17 protein-coding genes and 2 pseudogenes are annotated in these 19,199 nt (G+C 62.3%); 17 read left to right on the top strand and 2 right to left on the bottom strand.

Annotated features, from left to right (window positions below):
- Positions 1 to 101: 101 nt before the first annotated feature.
- From KR541_RS30405 to KR541_RS30485, 17 genes and pseudogenes are all read left to right on the top strand, one after another.
- Positions 102 to 788, top strand: a complete 687-nt coding sequence (locus KR541_RS30405; RefSeq protein ID WP_050017731.1) for an OmpA family protein — start codon at positions 102 to 104, stop codon at positions 786 to 788.
- Between the two features lie 466 nt (positions 789 to 1,254).
- The gene (locus KR541_RS30410) at positions 1,255 to 1,578 is read left to right on the top strand and encodes an H-NS histone family protein (RefSeq protein WP_160300533.1); all 324 of its coding nucleotides are present in this window, start codon (positions 1,255 to 1,257) and stop codon (positions 1,576 to 1,578) included.
- 100 nt (positions 1,579 to 1,678) lie between these two features.
- A complete protein-coding gene (locus KR541_RS30415; RefSeq protein ID WP_050017729.1) occupies positions 1,679 to 2,383 on the top strand; it encodes a response regulator transcription factor in 705 nt (234 codons plus the stop codon).
- 512 nt (positions 2,384 to 2,895) lie between these two features.
- Positions 2,896 to 3,471: pseudogene (locus KR541_RS30420) on the top strand (cache domain-containing protein); the annotation flags it as partial.
- 379 nt (positions 3,472 to 3,850) lie between these two features.
- On the top strand, positions 3,851 to 6,658 hold the full coding sequence (locus KR541_RS30425; protein ID WP_050017727.1) for an EAL domain-containing protein: 2,808 nt from the start codon (positions 3,851 to 3,853) through the stop codon (positions 6,656 to 6,658).
- A gap of 47 nt (positions 6,659 to 6,705) precedes the next feature.
- Entirely contained in the window at positions 6,706 to 7,050 is a 345-nt protein-coding gene (locus tag KR541_RS30430; RefSeq protein WP_012366583.1) for a DMT family transporter, read from the top strand.
- Between the two features lie 507 nt (positions 7,051 to 7,557).
- Positions 7,558 to 8,238 (top strand): hypothetical protein, encoded by a 681-nt coding sequence (locus tag KR541_RS30435; RefSeq protein WP_012337264.1) that lies wholly within the window; start codon positions 7,558 to 7,560, stop codon positions 8,236 to 8,238.
- Positions 8,239 to 8,269: 31 nt separating this feature from the next.
- On the top strand, positions 8,270 to 8,767 hold the full coding sequence (locus tag KR541_RS30440; protein WP_050017725.1) for an Lrp/AsnC family transcriptional regulator: 498 nt from the start codon (positions 8,270 to 8,272) through the stop codon (positions 8,765 to 8,767).
- A gap of 151 nt (positions 8,768 to 8,918) precedes the next feature.
- The gene (locus KR541_RS30445; protein WP_050017732.1) at positions 8,919 to 9,998 is read left to right on the top strand and encodes a homoserine dehydrogenase; all 1,080 of its coding nucleotides are present in this window, start codon (positions 8,919 to 8,921) and stop codon (positions 9,996 to 9,998) included.
- Positions 9,995 to 11,425: an aldehyde dehydrogenase family protein gene (locus KR541_RS30450; protein ID WP_050017724.1), complete on the top strand. Its 1,431-nt coding sequence runs from the start codon at positions 9,995 to 9,997 to the stop codon at positions 11,423 to 11,425. Before KR541_RS30445 ends, KR541_RS30450 begins: the two co-directional genes overlap by 4 nt.
- Positions 11,426 to 11,503: 78 nt before the next feature.
- A complete protein-coding gene (locus KR541_RS30455; protein ID WP_012337268.1) occupies positions 11,504 to 12,301 on the top strand; it encodes an ABC transporter ATP-binding protein in 798 nt (265 codons plus the stop codon).
- Positions 12,302 to 12,332: 31 nt separating this feature from the next.
- The gene (locus KR541_RS30460) at positions 12,333 to 13,112 is read left to right on the top strand and encodes an ABC transporter substrate-binding protein (protein ID WP_012337269.1); all 780 of its coding nucleotides are present in this window, start codon (positions 12,333 to 12,335) and stop codon (positions 13,110 to 13,112) included.
- 72 nt (positions 13,113 to 13,184) lie between these two features.
- Positions 13,185 to 13,862, top strand: coding sequence for an ABC transporter permease (locus KR541_RS30465; protein WP_050017722.1), 678 nt, complete (start codon positions 13,185 to 13,187; stop codon positions 13,860 to 13,862).
- 13 nt (positions 13,863 to 13,875) lie between these two features.
- On the top strand, positions 13,876 to 14,571 hold the full coding sequence (locus KR541_RS30470) for an ABC transporter permease (RefSeq protein ID WP_012337271.1): 696 nt from the start codon (positions 13,876 to 13,878) through the stop codon (positions 14,569 to 14,571).
- Positions 14,572 to 14,615: 44 nt separating this feature from the next.
- Positions 14,616 to 15,785, top strand: coding sequence for a trans-sulfuration enzyme family protein (locus KR541_RS30475; RefSeq protein WP_012337272.1), 1,170 nt, complete (start codon positions 14,616 to 14,618; stop codon positions 15,783 to 15,785).
- Between the two features lie 104 nt (positions 15,786 to 15,889).
- Positions 15,890 to 16,831 carry a homocysteine S-methyltransferase family protein gene (locus KR541_RS30480; protein ID WP_012337273.1) on the top strand — a complete coding sequence of 314 codons (942 nt, stop codon included), beginning with the start codon at positions 15,890 to 15,892 and terminating at the stop codon, positions 16,829 to 16,831.
- Positions 16,828 to 17,265 carry an Lrp/AsnC family transcriptional regulator gene (locus KR541_RS30485; RefSeq protein ID WP_050017721.1) on the top strand — a complete coding sequence of 146 codons (438 nt, stop codon included), beginning with the start codon at positions 16,828 to 16,830 and terminating at the stop codon, positions 17,263 to 17,265. Before KR541_RS30480 ends, KR541_RS30485 begins: the two co-directional genes overlap by 4 nt.
- A 140-nt stretch (positions 17,266 to 17,405) precedes the next feature.
- On the opposite strand, the pseudogene KR541_RS30490 reads toward KR541_RS30485, so the two are convergent.
- Both KR541_RS30490 and KR541_RS30495 read right to left on the bottom strand, forming a co-directional pair.
- Positions 17,406 to 17,675: pseudogene (locus KR541_RS30490) on the bottom strand (fumarylacetoacetate hydrolase); the annotation flags it as partial.
- Positions 17,676 to 18,210: 535 nt separating this feature from the next.
- Positions 18,211 to 19,152 (bottom strand): LysR substrate-binding domain-containing protein, encoded by a 942-nt coding sequence (locus KR541_RS30495; protein ID WP_012337275.1) that lies wholly within the window; start codon positions 19,150 to 19,152, stop codon positions 18,211 to 18,213.
- Between the last annotated feature and the right edge of the window lie 47 nt (positions 19,153 to 19,199).

Genomic DNA, 19,199 nt, shown 5'->3' on the forward strand with positions numbered 1-19,199 from the left:
GGCTCGCCAGCCGGACGGCCCGCGGCGGCCCCGACGGCCGGACGAGCCCGCCGCGCCACTCGTGGCGGGCTTCAGTCAACCCAAGCATTGAGGATGTAACCTTGAACAAACTCGCTCTTGCGCTCGCACTCTCCGCAACGGCCCTCGCCGCGTGCTCGACCGCATCCGGCCCGACCTTCAGCGCTTCCGAACTGCAGCCGCGCGACGGCGTGCGCACCTTCCAGGTGGACTGCCACGGCCTGCTGTCGGGCCCGCAAACCTGCATGAAGGCCGCCCGCAAGATTTGCGGCGAAGAGCCCGTGCGCGCCGTCGACTCGGCCCGCGCACTGCGCGACAAATCCGATCCCGCGACGCTCGTGTTCCAGTGCGGCGACGGGAATGCACAGGCATCTACCGTGGACACGGGTGCGCCGCCTCCGGCCGCCGTTGGTGCGCCGATACCGAAACGAGTGACGCTGTCAGGCGACGCGAACTTCGACTTCAACCAGGCGATACTGACGCCGGCGGCGATGCAGCAGCTCGACAAGGTGATCGCGAACGGGAAGGGCATGACTTTCGGAACCGTCGGCATCAGCGGCTATACCGATGGGCTCGGCACGGACACTTACAACCGTCGGTTATCAGAGCAGCGTGCGCAGGCCGTGGCGAGCTATCTGCAAGCACACGGACTGAATGCGAGGCGATTTGAGATCCACGGATACGGGGCGGAACGCCCCGTCGCGTTGAACAACACGGCGCTAGGCCGTGCACAGAATCGTCGCGTCGAGATTGTCCTGCCCGAGATGTAACTTCTGGCCGTCCTCGGACCACACCCACCGCCGGATGTATTCCTCGTGCGTTCCGGCGAGAGTCTGAGGTTGAGGATCCTGCCGTAGGTGCGATCCTCCTTTTTATGCAACACCACCGTGTCAACGACACCGGCTCAATTGCGAAGCTGGACGAGAGACTACGGTGGCGGTCGGTTTCTCCGCGCTCAGCAGTGCGCTAATGCAGTGTTCGCGGGTCACGATGGACGGACGGGGTGAAAGTTCTTGATGGAGAAGAGGCAAGACGTCCAGTGCGCGGGGGCTTTCCCGTCATCCCCGGAAAATCGAATATTGGGCAATGGGAGTCGACTTGACTGGATCGTAGGCGAAGCAGGATACGCCGTACGGCGAGCGACGATCCGGTCGCCTCACAACGCGGCGGATTGTCATGGAATATCGAAGCGTCGAATAGTTAGGAATCCGCTATCGTGGAAGAATGGGAGGTACCATGAGCCGCTATCAGAAGTTGCTCGAACAATACGAGCAGTTGACCCAGGAGATCGAGCGGGAGAGAGCGGTGGAAACTGAACGTCTCGTGAATCTCGTGATTGAACGCGTCCGGCAAGTCTTCGCGGAGTTTCACCTCGATATCGACGTTGCTCCGCGCGCAGTGCAGGAACCGCAAAAGAGAAAAAAGCTGACGCCAAAGTATTGGAATCCTGAAACAGGGCAAACATGGTGCGGGCGAGGCCGTACGCCGCTCTGGATGGCTGGTAAGGACCGGGAACGGTATCGGGTTCCGGTGAATGGCGCCAAACATGCTGACGACTGATGTCACTAAAAAGGCCGGATACGTTTTGGAGTTGGATTTGCCATTTTCAATTCAGTTTCTATTTTGAAAAATATGATAAAAAATAAACTGTAAAGATGCTATGAGAATTGCCATTCTCGATGACGAGTTGATTCACGCGGAATTCGTAAGTCAAGCACTTAGGGAGGCCGGTCATACGTGCTATGTATTTACACGTGGAAAGGCATTAATGCGGTGCTTGCAGAGAGAGACGTTTGATTTACTGGTACTCGACTGGAACGTGCCCGACATGTCTGGGGAGGACGTGCTGAGGTGGGTCCGCACAAATCAGTCCAGTGTCAGATTGCCGATCATCTTCATGACTTGCCGGGGGGAGGAATCGGAGATTGCGCATATCCTGAACGCCGGCGGGGACGATTATGTTGTCAAGCCGGCGTCGAGCACAATCCTGTGCGCTCGCGTCGGTTCGCTGTTGCGACGCGCGTATTCGGTCGGCGTTGAGATCATCACTCGTGAATTCGACCATTTCCGTTTCGATATGAAGCAAAAGCAGGCGTATGTCGACGGTAGGGCAGCGAATCTCACGCCGAAGGAGTTCGATCTTGCACTGCTGTTGTTCCAGTGCGTCGATAGCCCGCTGTCGAGGGCACACATTATCGATACCGTGTGGAACCAGGTGACCGATGTCTCTTCTCGAACGATCGACACACATATTTCGACGCTGCGCACGAAACTGGGCTTGCGGCCGGAAAGTGGTTACCGCCTCTCATCGATCTACGGATACGGTTATCGACTGGAGCGGATCGCGATTAGGACGTCGACGTGAAAGGCGCGGCCGCGTTGTTTACGAGGTCATGATGCGGAAATTGGAAGGGTAGTCGTGTGAAGACGGCGCGTCGGAAGATGACGGTCTCGTGGGATGACCTGTGCGATTCACAGACATCGTTTCATTTTAGTTGAACCGATGTCTATGAATCGCTCACATGAGTCGCGACGGCGGTAGGATCACGTCCTCAGAGCAGAGGCCGACGGCCGCTTCGATCGACACACACTCGCGGGTGTCCTCATCGATCACGCTCGCGCAATCGCGACACCGGTGCAACCGAAGCGGAGACGGTATCGCGAGCTCGCATTCCGGACTGGAGGTTACGACCGGAGGGGCGCCGGAGCAAATGATCAAGTGCGATAGAGGGGAGTCTAGTGCGATTTGACGCCGCTGGTCGATCGACGGCGGAACGGCAGTGTCCGCATAAACGCTAACTATTGATGAGATGCGGCTCAAGTTTAGACCACCTCAGTCGATATACGAACTAAACGGTTAACGGCGTGAGGCCCCGCGTGGATTTGTCCGCGAAACTGCTGGCGCTTGTCGCTGTCGCTGGTGGCATGTCGCTGCACATACTGTACGACGCGATGATCGACAGTTGTCGCGAAGAGACTATTGATCTTCTGATGGAGGGCGAACAGCTTCCTTATTCGTGCCGCGCGTTGCAGACGATTGGTGTGCTCACTCAGGATCAGGCGCAGCAACAGGCAAAAGCTGCATTGTCAGCGCTCGACGCGGATATGAGAGGCTACTACTGGGTTGCCACTTCCGACGGCATCAATTTCATGCGTTCGAGCGTCAGGTTCATTGGAACCCGTGCCAAGGGAGGCCGCACCACCGACGGCCTGACCGATAGGGAGGTTTACCGCGCCGGGATGGCAAGGGCGCATGTCGTGCTCGTCGATGTAGTGATTATGCGCAGTCCGGACGCGGATGTGGAGCCGAAACTCCAGGATGCTGTCGCCATTCCAGGCTGGGCATGGTGGGTCGGTACAGGATTTCTTTACGACGACATGAATGCGGCTTTTTCTCAGCTCGCGTTGTTACCGGGCGCAATTGCGCTAGCCATAGCCGCAACACCGGTAGCAAGTCGTGGCACAAATGAACGCAGGTGTTCTGCAGACAGCCGCGCTCGTCGAACCGGCTGCCGCAACTGCTTCATCACTGGATAAACAGGCGGCACGGTCGAGGGTTCTAGTGTTGGTCGTCCCGCTGCGCGCGTGTTCTGCCGACTTTGGTGCGAATTGGCGCTGACCCTGTGCGACAAGGTCATATCGGCGATTGAACTGACCTCTTACGATACTTATCCGATTCGAAGTACGCTGGACGAGAAATACGCGTAGTCAGAGGAGGTTCGCATGTGTGGGTTGATTCAACTGATCAAACCTGTCTCAGATCGGGAAATGGGTTATGAAATGCGATCGAGGAAGCAGTTGAAAAATATTTCGAATCATAAGGAATCCTCTGATGTTTAACCGTATCAGATTGTCACGCCGGTTAGTTTTGATTTCGATTTTTGTTCTGCAACTGCTTACGCTCGGAGCCAGTTGCTGGATTCTGTCGCGTACCTGGGAAAACGTGGAATTTATGTCGAATGTGACGATTACCGAGGTTGACGCGATCATGCAAACGACCGAGCACCTGTCGGACGCACGCATTACGCTTTCACGAGCGGCTACCCGGTGGGCGTTATCCGGCACTGTGCCGTCTTCCTTCGTGCAGCACGCGCGTAACGAAATCGATGCAGCCGACCGCTCTTTCTTGATTTTCCTAAATGCATTGCGCAAACACGGCTCAAATGACAGCGTGGAGGGCCGTGTACGGAGCCGGTCACTGATAGACGCATACTACCGATACAGTAGAGCGTTGACCCAGCTCGTTGAATACATTCAGTCGGGCGACCTGCATGGATTCCTCGAGCAGCCGACACAGGATGTGCAGGCTGCGTTCCTTAATGAAGAGCGTCAATTCTTGCAATACGGCAGGGTTGTCGGCGCGGTTTCGGTGTATGCAATGCACGAGCGTTTCCGCCTTCTTGGAATCGCCTCAAGTGTCATGGCGATCCTTCTCGCCGCGACCGCGATTGCGTTCGTCGTCGCCAGACGAAGGGAGAAACTGAACCTGCTGTCGCTTGCATTGAATCACACCGATAGCGCCGCAGTCGTGACCACACCGGACGGCCGGGTCGTATACGCGAACGAGGGATTCACGCAGATGTTGGGGTACAAGATGTCGGAGATACTCGGCAAACGTCCGACCGACTTCGTGGTCGGGCCTTATTCGGACTTCGGCACGGTCAGTGATATTCGTGCGAAGGTGGGCGCTCACCTGAGCTTTAAGACCAAGATTCTCGTCTATAGCAAGAGCGGCCACCCGTTATGGATCCTGGCCACAGTCAATCCGGTGTTCGACGCAAGGGGCGTATGCAAGAACGTCGTCGGAATCTGGACTGACATTACCAGTACGAAAATACACGAGGAGCTTCAGCGCAAGGTGCTGGGCGCGATGGCACGGGAAGAGCCTTTGGCCAATGTTACGACACTTGTGTGCCACGAAGCAGAGCGGATCGCGCCGGCCGTGACGGCATCGATCAGACGAATCGATGACGACGGTAAGCTATGGACGCTCGCGGCACCAAGCTTGCCGATGGAATATGCGAGGGCGATTGATGGGTTGCGTATCGCCCCCGACTTCGTAGAGCGGATCGCTGCGGGCCCGTTCGGCAGACACATTGTATTTCCCACCACATCGCCGGACGAAGCCTACGCATCGCACAGCGCGCTCGCAATCTCGTTTGGGTTCACTTCGTGCTGGTGGCATCCAATCCGGTCTACCGATGGGCGCACGCTCGGCACGCTCTCGTTCTACTATCGCGAGTCACACCAACCCAGTGCGCTTCATCAGGAGCTTGTGGACGCCAGTCTGAATTTGTGCGCGTTGGCATTGGAGCGAGAAGGAAGCAAGGAGCGCATTCGCCGTCTCGCCTTCTATGACGGCCTGACCGGATTACCTAATCGACAGCTGCTGATGAGTCAAGCGGAGTCGGTGCTTGCCGCCGCCGTCGCGAGTCAGCATTCGTTCGCGGTGATGTTTGTCGATCTCAACAGCTTCAAGCAGGTGAACGACACGCTGGGGCACGCGGCGGGAGACGGTTTGCTGAGCGAAGTTGCACAGCGCCTCAAGATTGACCTGCGCGATACGGATATTGTCGGTCGGCTGTCGGGCGATGAGTTCGTGATCGTTCTGTCACCGGCCGACATTGAACTGACGCTCGACTTTGCGGAACGAACGATGAACAGGTTGCGCCAGCCCGTCCAGATTAGTGACACGAACCTGACGCCCGCGGCGAGCATGGGCATCGCGATCTTTCCGCAGCACGGCGAGAGCATTGGTGCGTTGATGCAGCATGCCGACATGGCCATGTATGAGGCGAAGTTCGCCGGACACCACGAGTATCGAGTCTTTGAGCCAGAACTGATGCGTGCGAGGGAGGCGCGCCGGAAGCTCGGGCTGGCACTGCGCGACAGCCTCGTCGCGGGGGAGTTGCAACTTCACTATCAGCCTCAGGTGCGTCTGGATGATGATAGTTTGTACGGAGTCGAAGCGCTTGCGCGCTGGTTTCATCGTGATTTTGGCAACGTGGCGCCGGACCATTTCATCCCGCTTGTCGAGGAGTGCGGACTGGTTGCGGAGTTCAATCGATGGGTATTGACCGAGGCGTGCCGGCAATTGGCGCAATGGTGCGAAGCCGGTCTAGATGTTCCCCGGATATCGGTCAACATTTCGCCCACGGCGTTTCGCGATCCTGCGTTCGCTTCCCTGGTAAGCAGTCTGCTGGGGACGTACAAACTTGCGCCTTCTCAGTTGACGCTTGAGGTCACCGAGGCCGTGTTGCTCGACGCGACGGATAGCGTAATGACAACTATTCAAGACGTTCATTCCCTCGGCGTCAATATGGCGATCGACGATTTCGGTACGGGGTACTCGAGCCTCAGCTATTTGCGGCGGTTGCCTGTGAACGAGGTGAAGCTGGACAAGAGCTTTATCAGCAACGTTGAAAACAGCGAGAATGCGAGATCGCTTGTCAACTCGGTCGCCGACATCTGTGCCAAGCTACATTTGACGATCGTTGCCGAAGGCGTGGAAACCGACGTTCAGCGACAGATACTTCAGGCACGGGGCTACCAAGTCGCTCAAGGGTATCTCTTTTCGCCGCCTATTGAGGCGGCCGAACTGCCAGTCTGGATCAATGTGACTTTGTCTGGACGCATATGAGGGTGGAGGTGGCCCTGTTGACAACATCCAATCTGAAGGTAGACCCCATGTTTGTCGTCTCTAGTCCGCTTGCCGCCTGGTCGATCGTTGTCGCTTCCGGTTTATTGGAAGTTGTCTTCTCCGTGACGATGAAGCTTTCTGACAGCTACTCAAAAGCACTGCCCGGCGGGATATCGATCGTGGCGGCCGTACTGAGCGTGTGGCTAATGAGTCTCACATTAAAAATTCTCCCACTGGGAGACGCTTACGCCGTATGGGCAGGAATTGGTGCAGCGGGAACGGCGTTGGTCGGCATCGTCTGGTTCCATGAGCCCGTCCTGCTCGGGCGGCTGTTCTGCATTGCCCTCGTTGTCGTGGGCATCGTGGGTTTGCAACTGCAGGAAGGCATCTAGCTCAGCGTATCGATGTAAGCGGAATAGGGTATCAACTCATTGCCGACACGCATGCTCGATGGATGGCCTGCTGTGAGCCCTCGATCATCCGATCCCCGACTGAGCGTGGTGGTGCAAGCGGCGCGTTCCCTCCATGATTGTGGGCTGCCTCGGCGACCCGATGCTCAGGCAATCACCGTACTCGTTGGGGGGGGCTTCATGGTTTGAGTCACCCGAGCCCGATAGCCGATTCGCCCCGCGCGATCGGGCGGCCGCCGAGCGTGTTGGCCTGCGTCCAGGAGGTCGTCGTCTTCCAGCCCGTACCCTGACCGGAGCTGTCGAGACCGAACTGGATGCCAAACGGCCGGATGTGCGGATTTTTTGACGCTTTACGTCGAAATTTACGGCTGTTGAGATTTTTTCGGTCGCTTCTCCGCGATATTATTTTCTCAGCCCCGAACATCTCAGCCAATCCACGAAGTGCGCCAGCATCCCTACGACGCGGCCCCTCAAGCACGAGAGAGTTGTATGCCGGACACGCCAATCGTCATCGTTGAACACGCCCGCAGGCGAACCGCTCAAGTCCGAGCCGGCGACGTTCCCACCGCCATGCGGGATGGTCCGAAGTGGGTATGCAGGATCGTCCCGGATCACGCACAGAGTTCCCGCGAAGGGCACCGGTCGATGGCACGCACGGCTGAAATGCTCGGCCGACTAAAACCTGCGAGCGTCGTGTTGACGGACGCCGCCCCGAGCGACGGTGGCTCGCTGGTGCGCTCTTCGACCGATGGGGCCGGCCGATGTCGCGCGTATGCGCATCTCTGCGCGGACCGGATCCTCGAGATGGTAGGCATGCCGGCAGTCGGCCCGTGGCTCGACGAGCACGATGCCTGGTGGCCCGGCGCGTACGAACTGCCGTTGCTCGAGCAGTTGTCCGCGAACGATTCGCCCCTGCACGACCTGTTTGGTGCGAGTGCCACCGTCCATTTGTTGATGAGCCTGACCGAAGTCGACGGCACTGCACTCGTGACCGAATCGGACGACGGCATCGAGCGTCCGTTCCGTATTCCTGCGGGCGTGGACACGATCCATTTCGCCCCCGTATGCATCCGCGGCCCGGCGGCGCAGTGGCGCGAAACGCTCGTCACCGCGTTCGACAGTGTCCGGCATCTGGTCGGGCTCAGGTCGACTCGCCCTTTCTATCTTTGACGCAAGCCCCCGTTCTCCGGCAAGCCACGCCATGACCGATCCACTCGACACCTTCGACCGCAAGATCCTGAATATCGTCCAGCGCGATTGCACCGCCACTGCGGACGCCATCGCCGAACGGATCGGCCTGTCCACGTCCGCCGTGCAGAAGCGGCTGAAGCGCATGCGCACCGAAAAGATCATCTCGGCGGAAATCGCGGTGGTCGATCGCGCGGCCGTCGGCCGGCCGATGACGTTCATTGCGGCGATCGAGATCGAACGCGAAAACTACGAGACGGTCGCCCGGTTCCGCGAGTGGTCGAAGGCGCATGACGAAATCCAGCAGATCTACTACGTGACCGGCTCCGTCGACCTGATCGCGATCATCACTGCACGCGACGTCGAGGCGTACGACCGGCTGTCCGCGCGGATCATGCAAAGCAACCCGATGATTCGCCGGATCAATACGAATGTCGTGCTGAGCGCGGTCAAGGTCGGGCTGTTCGTGCCGGTCGACAAGGACGGCGACGACGCACCGTCCGCTGCCTGACGAGCGCGGTTCGCGCGGCGACGGCCGATCCGTCCGTCCCGCGTGACAAACCGCAACGCGTGACTGCCCGAATCCGTCGAAACGCATAATTTGTCGATCAATTCGCATAACTAACATGTTTCCTGTAGTCAATGAACAGGAGATGATCAAGATGGAACTCAAACTGGCACTGGTCGGTTTCGGCGGAGTCAATCAGGGACTGGTCGAACTGCTCAAAAAGAAGCGCGCGATGCTGGGTGCGGCGGAACTCGACGTATCGGTGACGATGGTCGCCGATCTGCGACTCGGGATCGCGACGAATCCTCGCGGTATCTCGTTGGACGTCCTCGACGAAACCGCTCGGCGGGGCGTCGATGCCGAAGCGCTGCGCCGCGATCCCGGCACGCTGGTGTCGTCGGACGTCGGCCTCGGCGCCGTGCTGAAGGCCATTGCGTCGGACCACGTGGATGTCGTCATCGAGGCGACCTTCACCGATCCGAACACCGGCGAGCCCGCGCTGTCGCATTGCCGTACCGCACTCGAATGCGGCAAGCACGTGATCACGACGAACAAGGGGCCGATCGCGCTCGCGCAGCCGGCACTGGCGCGGATCGCCGCGCAATCGGGTGCTTGCGTGATGTACGAGGGCACGGTGATGAGCGGCACGCCGGTGCTGCGGCAGCTTGCGACCTCGCTGCGCGGTTGCGACATCAACGGCTTCGCCGGCATCCTGAACGGTACGTCGAACTACGTGCTCGGCGAGGTCGAGGCCGGCGCGAGCTTCGATGCGGCGATCCGGGATGCGCAGCAACGCGGCTATGCGGAGGCGAACCCCGCGGCCGACGTCAACGGGTCGGACGTGCAGCTGAAGGTCGTGATTCTGGCGAACGCGCTGTGGAACGCTGGCCTCACGCGTGGCGACGTGACGTGCCGCGGCATCGTGGAGCTGACCGAGCACGACGTGCGCGCGGCGGCGGCGGAGGGCATGTCCTGGCGGTTGATCGGCTCGGCCGTCCGCCATCCGCACGGCACCGTGACCGCGAGTGTCGAGCCGCGCAAGCTGCCTGCCGGCCATCCGTTGCGTGCCGCGAGCGGCGTGACGAATGCGATCACGTTCGACACCGACGTGCTCGGCGGCGTGACGATCAGCGGGCCCGGTGCGGGGCGCGAGGAAACGGCGTTCGCGATCCTGTCCGACCTGATCGAACTCGCCGACAGGATCGGCGCCGTGTCGCACGAGGTGGCCGCATGAGCGCGCGCGATGCGGTGATGACCGGCTGCACGGGGGCCGGCGTGGCAGATGTCCGGTCGCCGTATGACGGCGCGATCGTCGGCCAGGTTCGGCTGTCGCCCCTCGATGCGGCACCGGGCCTCGTCGAGCGCGCGCTCGAAGGGGCGCATGCGGCCGCGACCATGCCGCGCAACCGGCGGGCTGACATCCTGTTTCGCGCAGCAGCGATCGTCGAGGCGCGCACGGAGACGTTCGCACGCACGATCGCGCTCGAAGCGGGCAAGCCGTTGCGGCAGGCCCGCAAGGAGGTCGCGCGCTGCGTGAACACGCTGCGCCTGTCGGGCGAGGAAGCGAAACGGCTGACCGGCGAGACGATCCCGTTCGACGGCTATCCCGGCTCCGAGGATCGCAGCGGCTACTACACGCTGGAGCCGCTCGGCGTGATTCTCGCGATCACGCCGTTCAACGACCCGCTGAACCTCGTTGCACACAAGCTCGGGCCGGCGATTGCGACCGGTAATGCGCTGATCCTGAAGCCCTCGTTGCTTGCGCCGCTGTCCGCGCAGGCGCTCGTCGAGGTTCTGTGGGAAGCCGGTGCGCCGCGCGACGCGCTGCAGATCGTGCACGGCGGCGCGGAGATCGCGTCTGCGCTGGTGCGCGACCGGCGGATCCGGATGGTGACCTTTACCGGCGGTCCGGAGACTGGCGAGGCCATCACGCGCCAGGCGGGACTCAAGAAGATCGCGATGGACCTCGGCGGAAATGCGCCGGTGATCGTGATGGCCGACTCCGACCTGAAGGATGCCGCCGAAGCATGCGTGTCGGGCGCGTTCTGGGCGGCGGGACAGAACTGCATCGGCACGCAGCGGATCTTCGTCGCCGACGCCGCGTACGAGCCGTTCGTCCGCTACTTCGTCGAGCTGACCGGCAAGATGGTCGTGGGCGATCCACTGGACGATGCGACCGACATGGGGCCGATGATCGGCGAGGAACAGGCGATCCGCGTCGAACGCTGGGTCGACGAAGCGGTGTCGCGCGGTGCGACGGTGCTGACCGGCCATCGGCGGCGCGGGGCGCTGTACGAACCGACGGTGTTGGCGGATGTGCCGCACGACGCGCGCGTATGGACCGACGAGGTGTTCGCCCCGGTCGTGACGATCGAGAAATTCACCGACCTGCAGCAGGCGCTCGACGCGGCCAACGCGTCGGAGAGCGCCCTGCATGCTGGCGTGTTCACCAGCCGGCTGGAGGTGGCGCTCGGCGCGGCCGAGCGACTCCAGGCGGGCGGCGTGATGATCAACGATTCGTCCGATTACCGCTTCGACGGCATGCCGTTCGGCGGATTCAAGCATGGGTCGCTGGGCCGCGAAGGCGTTCGGTTCGCGATGACGGAAATGACACAGCCGAAGGTGGTGTGCTTCAGGCGCAACCGGCGGCTGTCGAGCTGATGCGCAAGCGCCGGCGCCTGGCGGGCCGGCGCGAACCGGAGCGGTGTGGTGAGCAACGTATCGAAGAAGGAGTCGAGGATGCCAGCAGCAATTCCTGCATGCAAACCGGCGGCGGACGCGCTGGTGGTCGAGGATATTCACAAGTCGTTCGGCGGTGTCGAGGTGCTGAAGGGCATCTCGCTGACCGCGCGGAATCACGAGGTCGTGTCGATCCTCGGCAGCAGCGGGTCGGGCAAGAGTACGTTCCTCAGGTGCATCAACTTGCTGGAAATGCCCGACCGTGGCCGGATCTGCGTGAACGGCGAAACGCTCGCGCTGAAGCCGGCGGGCCGCGACGGCGCGCTGGTCGCCGCCGACGCGCAGCAGGTGATGCGCGTGCGCCGCAAGCTCGCGATGGTGTTCCAGCAGTTCAATCTCTGGGCGCACATGACCGTGCTGCAGAACGTGATGTTCGTGCCGGTGCGCGTGCTGGGCGTGTCGAAGCGCGATGCGCGCGACAAGGCGATCGCGATGCTGGATCGGGTCGGACTCGCCGGCAAGTGCGAGCACTATCCGAACCAGCTGTCGGGCGGCCAGCAGCAGCGCGTGGCGATCGCGCGCGCACTCGCGACCGATCCCGACGTGATGCTGTTCGACGAACCGACGTCGGCGCTCGATCCCGAGCTCGTCGGCGAAGTATTGAAAGTGATGCGCTCGCTGGCCGACGAGGGACGCACGATGCTCGTCGTCACGCACGAAATGGGGTTTGCACGCGAAGTCGCGAACCGCGTCGTCTTCGTTCACCAGGGACGAATCGAGGAAGACGGCAGTCCCGATGAGGTATTCGCGAGCCAGAAATCGCCGCGTTTCCAGAAGTTTCTGTCCAGCATCATCTGATGCGGATTCAATGCCAACCGGAGGGGAAACCATGAAGAAGCTGCTTCAGTCGCTGTGCGTGGGCGCGGCACTGCTCGGATCGGTCGCGCATGCCGAGCAGGTCGTGCGCGTCGGCACGCTCGCCGATTACGCGCCGTTCGAATACAAGGATGCATCGGGCAAGCTGCAGGGCATGGAGATCGACATCGGCAAGAAGATGTGCGACACGATGAAGGTCAAGTGCCAGTGGGTGACGATGGATTTCGACGCGCTGATTCCGGCGCTCAAGGCGAAGCAGATCGATGCGGTGCTCGCGCAGATGTCGAAGACGCCCGAGCGCGAGCAGTCGGTCGATTTCACGCGCATCTTCACGACGGCACCGGTGCAGTTCGTCGCGAAGCAGGGCTCGGGTATCACGGATGGCGCGGCCACGCTGCGCGGCAAGACGATCGGCGTTCAGACCGCGTCGACCCACGAATCCTATCTGCGCCGCCGCCTGCCGGCGGGCAAGTCGGGGATCAACGTGAAGGTCTATCAAACGCTCGACGAGGCCTGGCTCGACCTGGAGGCCGGACGTGTCGATGCCGTGCTTGCCGACAACACGGTCGCGTACGACTGGCTGACGAAGGCCGGCAGGAAGGAAGGTTTCGACTTCGTCGGCAAGCCGATCGCCGATGCGGAGATCTTCGGCGACGGTACGGCGATCGCGGTACGCAAGGGCGACGCGCCGCTGAAGGCGCTGTTCGACAAGGGGATCGCGCAGGTGCAGGCGGATGGCACGTTCGCCGCCGCCAACAAGCGCTATTTCCCGTTCAGCATCGCGCCGCAATAGCCGCGCATCGGGACCGCGCGGCCGCAGCACGGCGGCCTGCGCGATCCGGGCCTCACAAGGAGCGATATCACGATGGACATTCTGGTGAACTACGGCGCGCAGATCGCGGCGGGTGCGCTCGTCACGCTGGAACTCGCGCTCGCCGCGCTGTGCGTCGGCATGCTGCTCGGCATCGCCGGTGCATCGGCAAAACTGTCGGGCGTGGGCTGGCTTACGCATGCGACCTTTGCGCTGACCAATTTCCTGCGCGGCATTCCCGAGTTCCTGATCCTGCTGATCTGCTACTTCGGGCTGTCGCATCTGCTCAACGCGCAATTCGATGGCGCCATCGTCATCAGCCCGTTTTCCGCCGGCGTGATCGCGCTCGCCGTGGTGTTCGGCGCCTACGCGTCGGAGATGTTCCGCGGCGCGTTCATCGCGGTGCCGGCCGGACAGATCGAGGCGGCGCGCGCGTATGGAATGTCACGCCTGCAGACACTGTGGCATGTGCGCCTGCCGCAGGCGTGGCGCCTCTGCCTGCCGAGCCTGAACAACATGTGGCAGAACCTGCTGAAGGACACCTCGCTGGTGTCGATCGTCGGGCTCGAGGACATGCTGCGCAAGGCCAACATCGCCGCGCAATTCACCAAGCAGCCATTCGTCTTCTACGTGACGGTCGGTATCGTCTACTTCGGCTTTCTCGCCGCTTCAAACCCCGTATTCGCGTGGCTCGAGCGCATCGCGGGCCGTGGTTACGCACAACGCACCTGACGAGGGCCATGCGATGAACGACTTCCTTTCCCTCATCGCGCAGTCCGGCCCGGACGTCGCGCGCGGTGTATGGATCACGCTGCAACTGCTGGTGCTGTCTTGCACGTTCGCGTTCGCACTCGCGGTGCCGCTTGCCGTCGCGCGTACGTCGGAGCGCCGGTGGCTGTCGGTACCGAGCCGCCTGTTCATGTCGGTGTTTCGCGGCACGCCGCTGCTGGTGCAGATTTTCGTGCTGTATTACGGGCTCGCGCAGTTCTCGATCGTGCGCGCGTCGCCGCTGTGGCTGCTGGTCGGCGGATCGTTCTCGTGCGCATTGTGCGCGCTAACGCTCAACCTCGCGGCCTATATGGCGGAAGACATTCGTGGCGGCATAGCCGGCGTGCCCGCCGGCGAGAAGGAAGCCGCGCTCGCGTTCGGGATGAGCCGCTTCATGCTGACCTGGTTCGTGGTCGTCCCGCGCGCGATCGGCATCGTCGCGCCGACGCTCGGCAACGAGATCGTGCTGCAGCTCAAGTCGACCGCGCTCGCCAGCACGATCACCGTGCTCGACCTGACCGGTGTCGCGCGGCGCATCTCCATCGAAACCTATACGACCGACGCGCTGATGCTGGCCGGCATCGTGTACGTCGGTATCACGGCAGTGCTGTCGACCGTGCTCAAACGCGTCGAAGGGCGGCTGAATCGCCATCTGGGTAGCGTGCGTGCTTGACGGGCACTGCATGAGCGCGACACAACGAACGATCCGAGGACGAAATGGGATACAAGCTTGAAACGCTGGCTCTGGCTGCGGACCGCGACGTGACCGACGAGAAGTCGGTCGCGCCGGCGATCCACTATTCGGCCGTGTTCAAGGCGGCCGGCAGCGAGGAATTCGCGGAGATGTCGAGCGTGCCGCAGCATCCGCGCAACTACACGCGCTACGGCAATCCGGTTCACGAGCGCGTGAAGGCGATCATGGCGGAGCTCGAGGGCACCGAGACCGCGCTCGTCACCGCGTCCGGCATGGGCGCGATCGCGACCGCGATCCTCAGTGTCGTGAAGGCCGGCGATCACGTGATCGGCCAGACGCGCCATTACATGAGCACGACGAAAATGCTCGACGATATGCTGCGCCGGTTCGGCGTCGAGGTGACATTCGTCGACCAGACCGACGCGGCCGCGTTCGATCGTGCGATCCGGCCGAACACGCGGCTGATCGTGCTGGAGTCGCCGGTCAATCCGCTGCTGCTGGTGACCGACATCGCCGCGGTGACCGAGGTCGCGAGGGCGCGCGGCATCCTGACACTCGCGGACAACACGTTCGCGTCGCCGGTCAACCAGCAGCCGCATCGGCTCGGTGTCGACATCGTCGTGCACAGCGCGACCAAGTATCTCGGCGGCCATCACGACCTGACCGGCGGCGTGATTTGCACGAGCCGCGTGCTCGCCGAGCAGATCTGGCATACGCACATCACGCTCGGCTCGGTGCTGTCGCCGATGGACGCGTGGCTGTTGCTGCGTGGGCTGCGCACGCTGCCGATGCGCGTCGAGCGGATCAATGCGAACGCCCAGGCGCTCGCCGAATTCCTCGAGGCGCACGCGAAGATCGAGCGTGTGTTCTATCCGGGCCTGCGCAGCCATCCGCAACATGAACTCGCATGCCGGCAGATGCGTGGCTTCGGCGGCGTGGTCGCGTTCGGCGTGCGGGGCGGCTATGGCGAAGCGCAGCGCTTCGTCGAGGCGCTGCGCTTGCCGCTGAATGCCGGCAATCTCGGCGGCGTCGATTCGCTCGCGATCCATACGGCATCCATGTGGGCGGGCACGATGTCGGCGGAGCAAATGCGCGCGGCCGACATCCCGCTCAACTTCATCCGCTATTCGGTCGGCATCGAGCATGTCGACGACCTGAAAGCCGATATCGCGCAGGCGCTCGAGCAGATCTGACACGGACCGGCGCGCGGGGCCGTTCGACGCATCGGACGGGCCGCGCCGGCCTTTGAATCGATCCGGGCGCGAGCGGCCCGGGTTGCAACGACGGAGCACGGAATATGCATGGCATCACGGTACTCGACGGCGGCATGGGGCGCGAGCTGGCGCGGATGGGGGCGCCGTTCAGGCAGCCGGAATGGTCGGCGCTCGCGCTGATGGAAGCGCCGCATTACGTCGGCCTCGCGCACGACGCGTTCATCGCGGCGGGCGCCGACGTGATCACCGCGAACAGCTATGCGGTCGTGCCGTTCCATATTGGCGAGCAGCGGTTCCGTCGCGATGGTGTCGCGCTTGCGGCACTTGCCGGGCAACTCGCGCGGCAAGCCGCGGATCGCGCAGTGCGGCCGGTACGCGTCGCGGGATCGCTTCCGCCGACCGGCGGTTCGTATCGGCCCGACCTGTTCGACGCGGCGCGTGCCGATGCGATTCTGGCGACGCTCGTCGATGGACTCGATCCGTACGTCGACCTGTGGCTGGCCGAGACGCAGAGCCTGACCGGCGAGATCGACGCCGTCCGTCGCGCGCTCGGTGCGAATCGGAAGCCGCTCTGGGTGTCGTTCACGCTGCGCGACGATGTCGGCGCCGACACGGGCGCCGGGCCGGTACTGCGATCGGGACAGGCACTCGACGAAGCCATCGACGCCGCCGTGTCCGCGCGTGCGAGGGCGCTGCTGTTCAACTGCAGCCAGCCGGAGGCGATGGGTGCGGCGATCGAGACAGTGCAGCGTACGCTCGCGGGAATGGGAGCGGGAGCGGCGTTGATGATCGGCGCGTATGCGAACGCCTTTCCACCGCAGCGCGCCGATGCGCGTGCGAACGAGGAACTCGACGTATTGCGCGGCGATATCGATCCGCCCGGCTATGCGAAATGGGCGGAGCAGTGGCTTGCGCTCGGTGCGCAGATCGTCGGAGGGTGTTGCGGAATCGGCCCCGGCCACATCGCGGCATTGCGCGACGCGGTCGATGCGCGCAATGCCGGGCACACCGGGTCCGGCCAATGAAGATCGATGGCCTGGACCAGAAGATCATCGACGCATTGTGTGCCGATGCGCGGATTCCGCTCGCGGTGCTGGCCGACAGGATCGGTTTGTCCAGGCAGGCGGTCCGGCACCGGATCGACCGGCTCGAAGCGCTGAAGATCATTGCAGGCTATACGGTGCGGCTCGCGTTGCCCGACGATGTCGCACCCGTGCGTGCCGTGATGCTCGTCTATCGCAAGGACCGGATGCGCGGCGCGGACGTGCTTGCCGCAATCGAGCGGATCGCCGAGGTGCGCGACTGCGCGGTTCTCAGCGGCGAGGTCGATTTGCTGGTGCAGGTAGAGGCGGCTACGCATGAGCGCATCAGCGACATCTGGGCGACCATCAGCGCATTGGACGGCGTGCAGAACATGACGACCAGCTTCGTGCTCGACTCGGTCGTTCATAAGCGGTGACGGCCCGGCGCCGTGGATGAACGCCGGCCGGTGCCCCCTGGCATCGATACGGCTTGCGTCGATCACGACTCGCCACCGCGCACAGATGCTGCGGGGCCGTGGCCTTGCCGTCGGCCCGCTGCCCGTCGAGTCTCGCCGCTTCAGGCGCCGAGCACGCCGCATGTGGCCTGCTCGGCGTACAGGGCGCGCACGCCGAAGGTCCAGGGCGCAATTTCCGTGCAAAGCCGCACGGTATTGACGAGTGCGCCGAGCATGGGCGTCTAGATGGCGACGCGATCGCCCAGGTGATGCGTGAATCCGCCGCCGGGCGCGTCGCGATCCTGGATCGGTGAGAACATCGTGCCCAGGAACAGCATGAAACCGTCTGGATACTGATGATGCGCGCCACAGGTTTGTGCGACGAGGTCCGCGCAGATTAATTTTGTCACTCTAGAATCCATATGCTTCAAGGCATCTGGAGCCTGAGTTGACGACTTTGTTGACGGTCTCACCAAAATAATGTTTTCAATTCGCCAACGCCCGCATTAAATTTGTCAACTCGCGTTGTGGACCAAGCGTTCCAGCGGTAACGTCCTGATTTCTAGACCGATTGTCGACGCACCGCTCGTCCGGTCGAAGCGCTGAGTTCAGGCGGGACGCTCTCTGCCTCAAGCTCAGTAACCTATGCTGGGAAAGCAGTGTTGCGGGACGTCCGGGGCCGACTGCGTCCGGCTGCTCTCGGACACCTGCGATTGTTCGACCTCGCACTCGGGCAGACTTCCGAACGTCAGTTCCGCTCAGCTATGAGACTCTGCCCTGTCGAAACATGTCGACCTGCTTCGGCGGCCCGATTGGCGACGCGTAACGTGATCATCAAAGATTTGAACGCTGGCATTGGCGGTGTTCGCGATCGCGTCACCTGGCAACTGCGAAGTCGCAGTACAGAACCGTTTTCCCCGATAACGATCAGTCTTCCTGCGCCAGCCGAAACAAGACGTCAGCGAGGGCACGAATCTTGGATTGTGCGGCTCGTTGGGAAGGGTAGACGATAAAGTACGACAAGCCTTTTTGCGCCACGTCGGCAAAGGGCGTCGTCAGTGTCCCCGCCTGCAGGCGGTCTCTCGCCATCCGGGGATCGCCGATTGCCACTCCATGCCCTTCCGCCGCAGCGGAGAGCGTCAGTTCGAGGGTATCGAAAACGAGCCCACGGCTCGCGTCGATCTGCCGTGCCCCAACGCTTTCCAGCCAGCATCGCCATTCCTCGTGGCCGTGTCCGGGATGGAGCAATGTGACATGAGCAAGGTCGGCTGCCGAGCCAAGCGATGCGGCCATTTCGCTGGTACACATCGGCGTGAGTCGCTCGGCAAACAACGGCACCGCGTCCATACCCGGCCACTGCCCGGTTCCACGCACAACGATGGCGTCGACGTCGGGTGTCGTGAAATCCGGCGTGTCGTTCGCCGAGGTGGAGATGCGAAATTCTGTTCCGGGCAACGCGTGATTGATGTCCGCCAGCCGTGGAAGCAACCAGCGAAGCGCAAACGTGGATGGCAACCGCAGCGTGACGACAGGCGCTGCCTTGGCGTGAATGTCTGCGTGCTGAACGAGTTGCGTGAGTATGCTGACGGCCACGGTCAACAGTTCGCTTCCTTCCGCCGTCAGCGTCAACCCTGACGCATGGCGCACGAAAAGTGCACACCGGTAGTGCGATTCCAGTTGCTGGACCTGACGGCTCACCGCACCCTGCGTTCGACACAGATGGTCGGCGGCCCTGCTGATGCTCCCGAGTTGCGCCGCGGCGACGAACGACTGGAACGCTGTCAGCGGCGGCAGCGGCCGCGTCAGGTCGACCAATGGGTATGCATAGGTTGCATACCCGGGTTGCGGATTTTTCGATTGTTCGGTCATCGGGGCATCGCTATCTTGCCTATACCGGATGCGCGTCCGTCCGAACG

This window comes from Burkholderia sola, from assembly GCF_905400185.1.
Classification (GTDB): Bacteria; Pseudomonadota; Gammaproteobacteria; order Burkholderiales; family Burkholderiaceae; genus Burkholderia; species Burkholderia sola.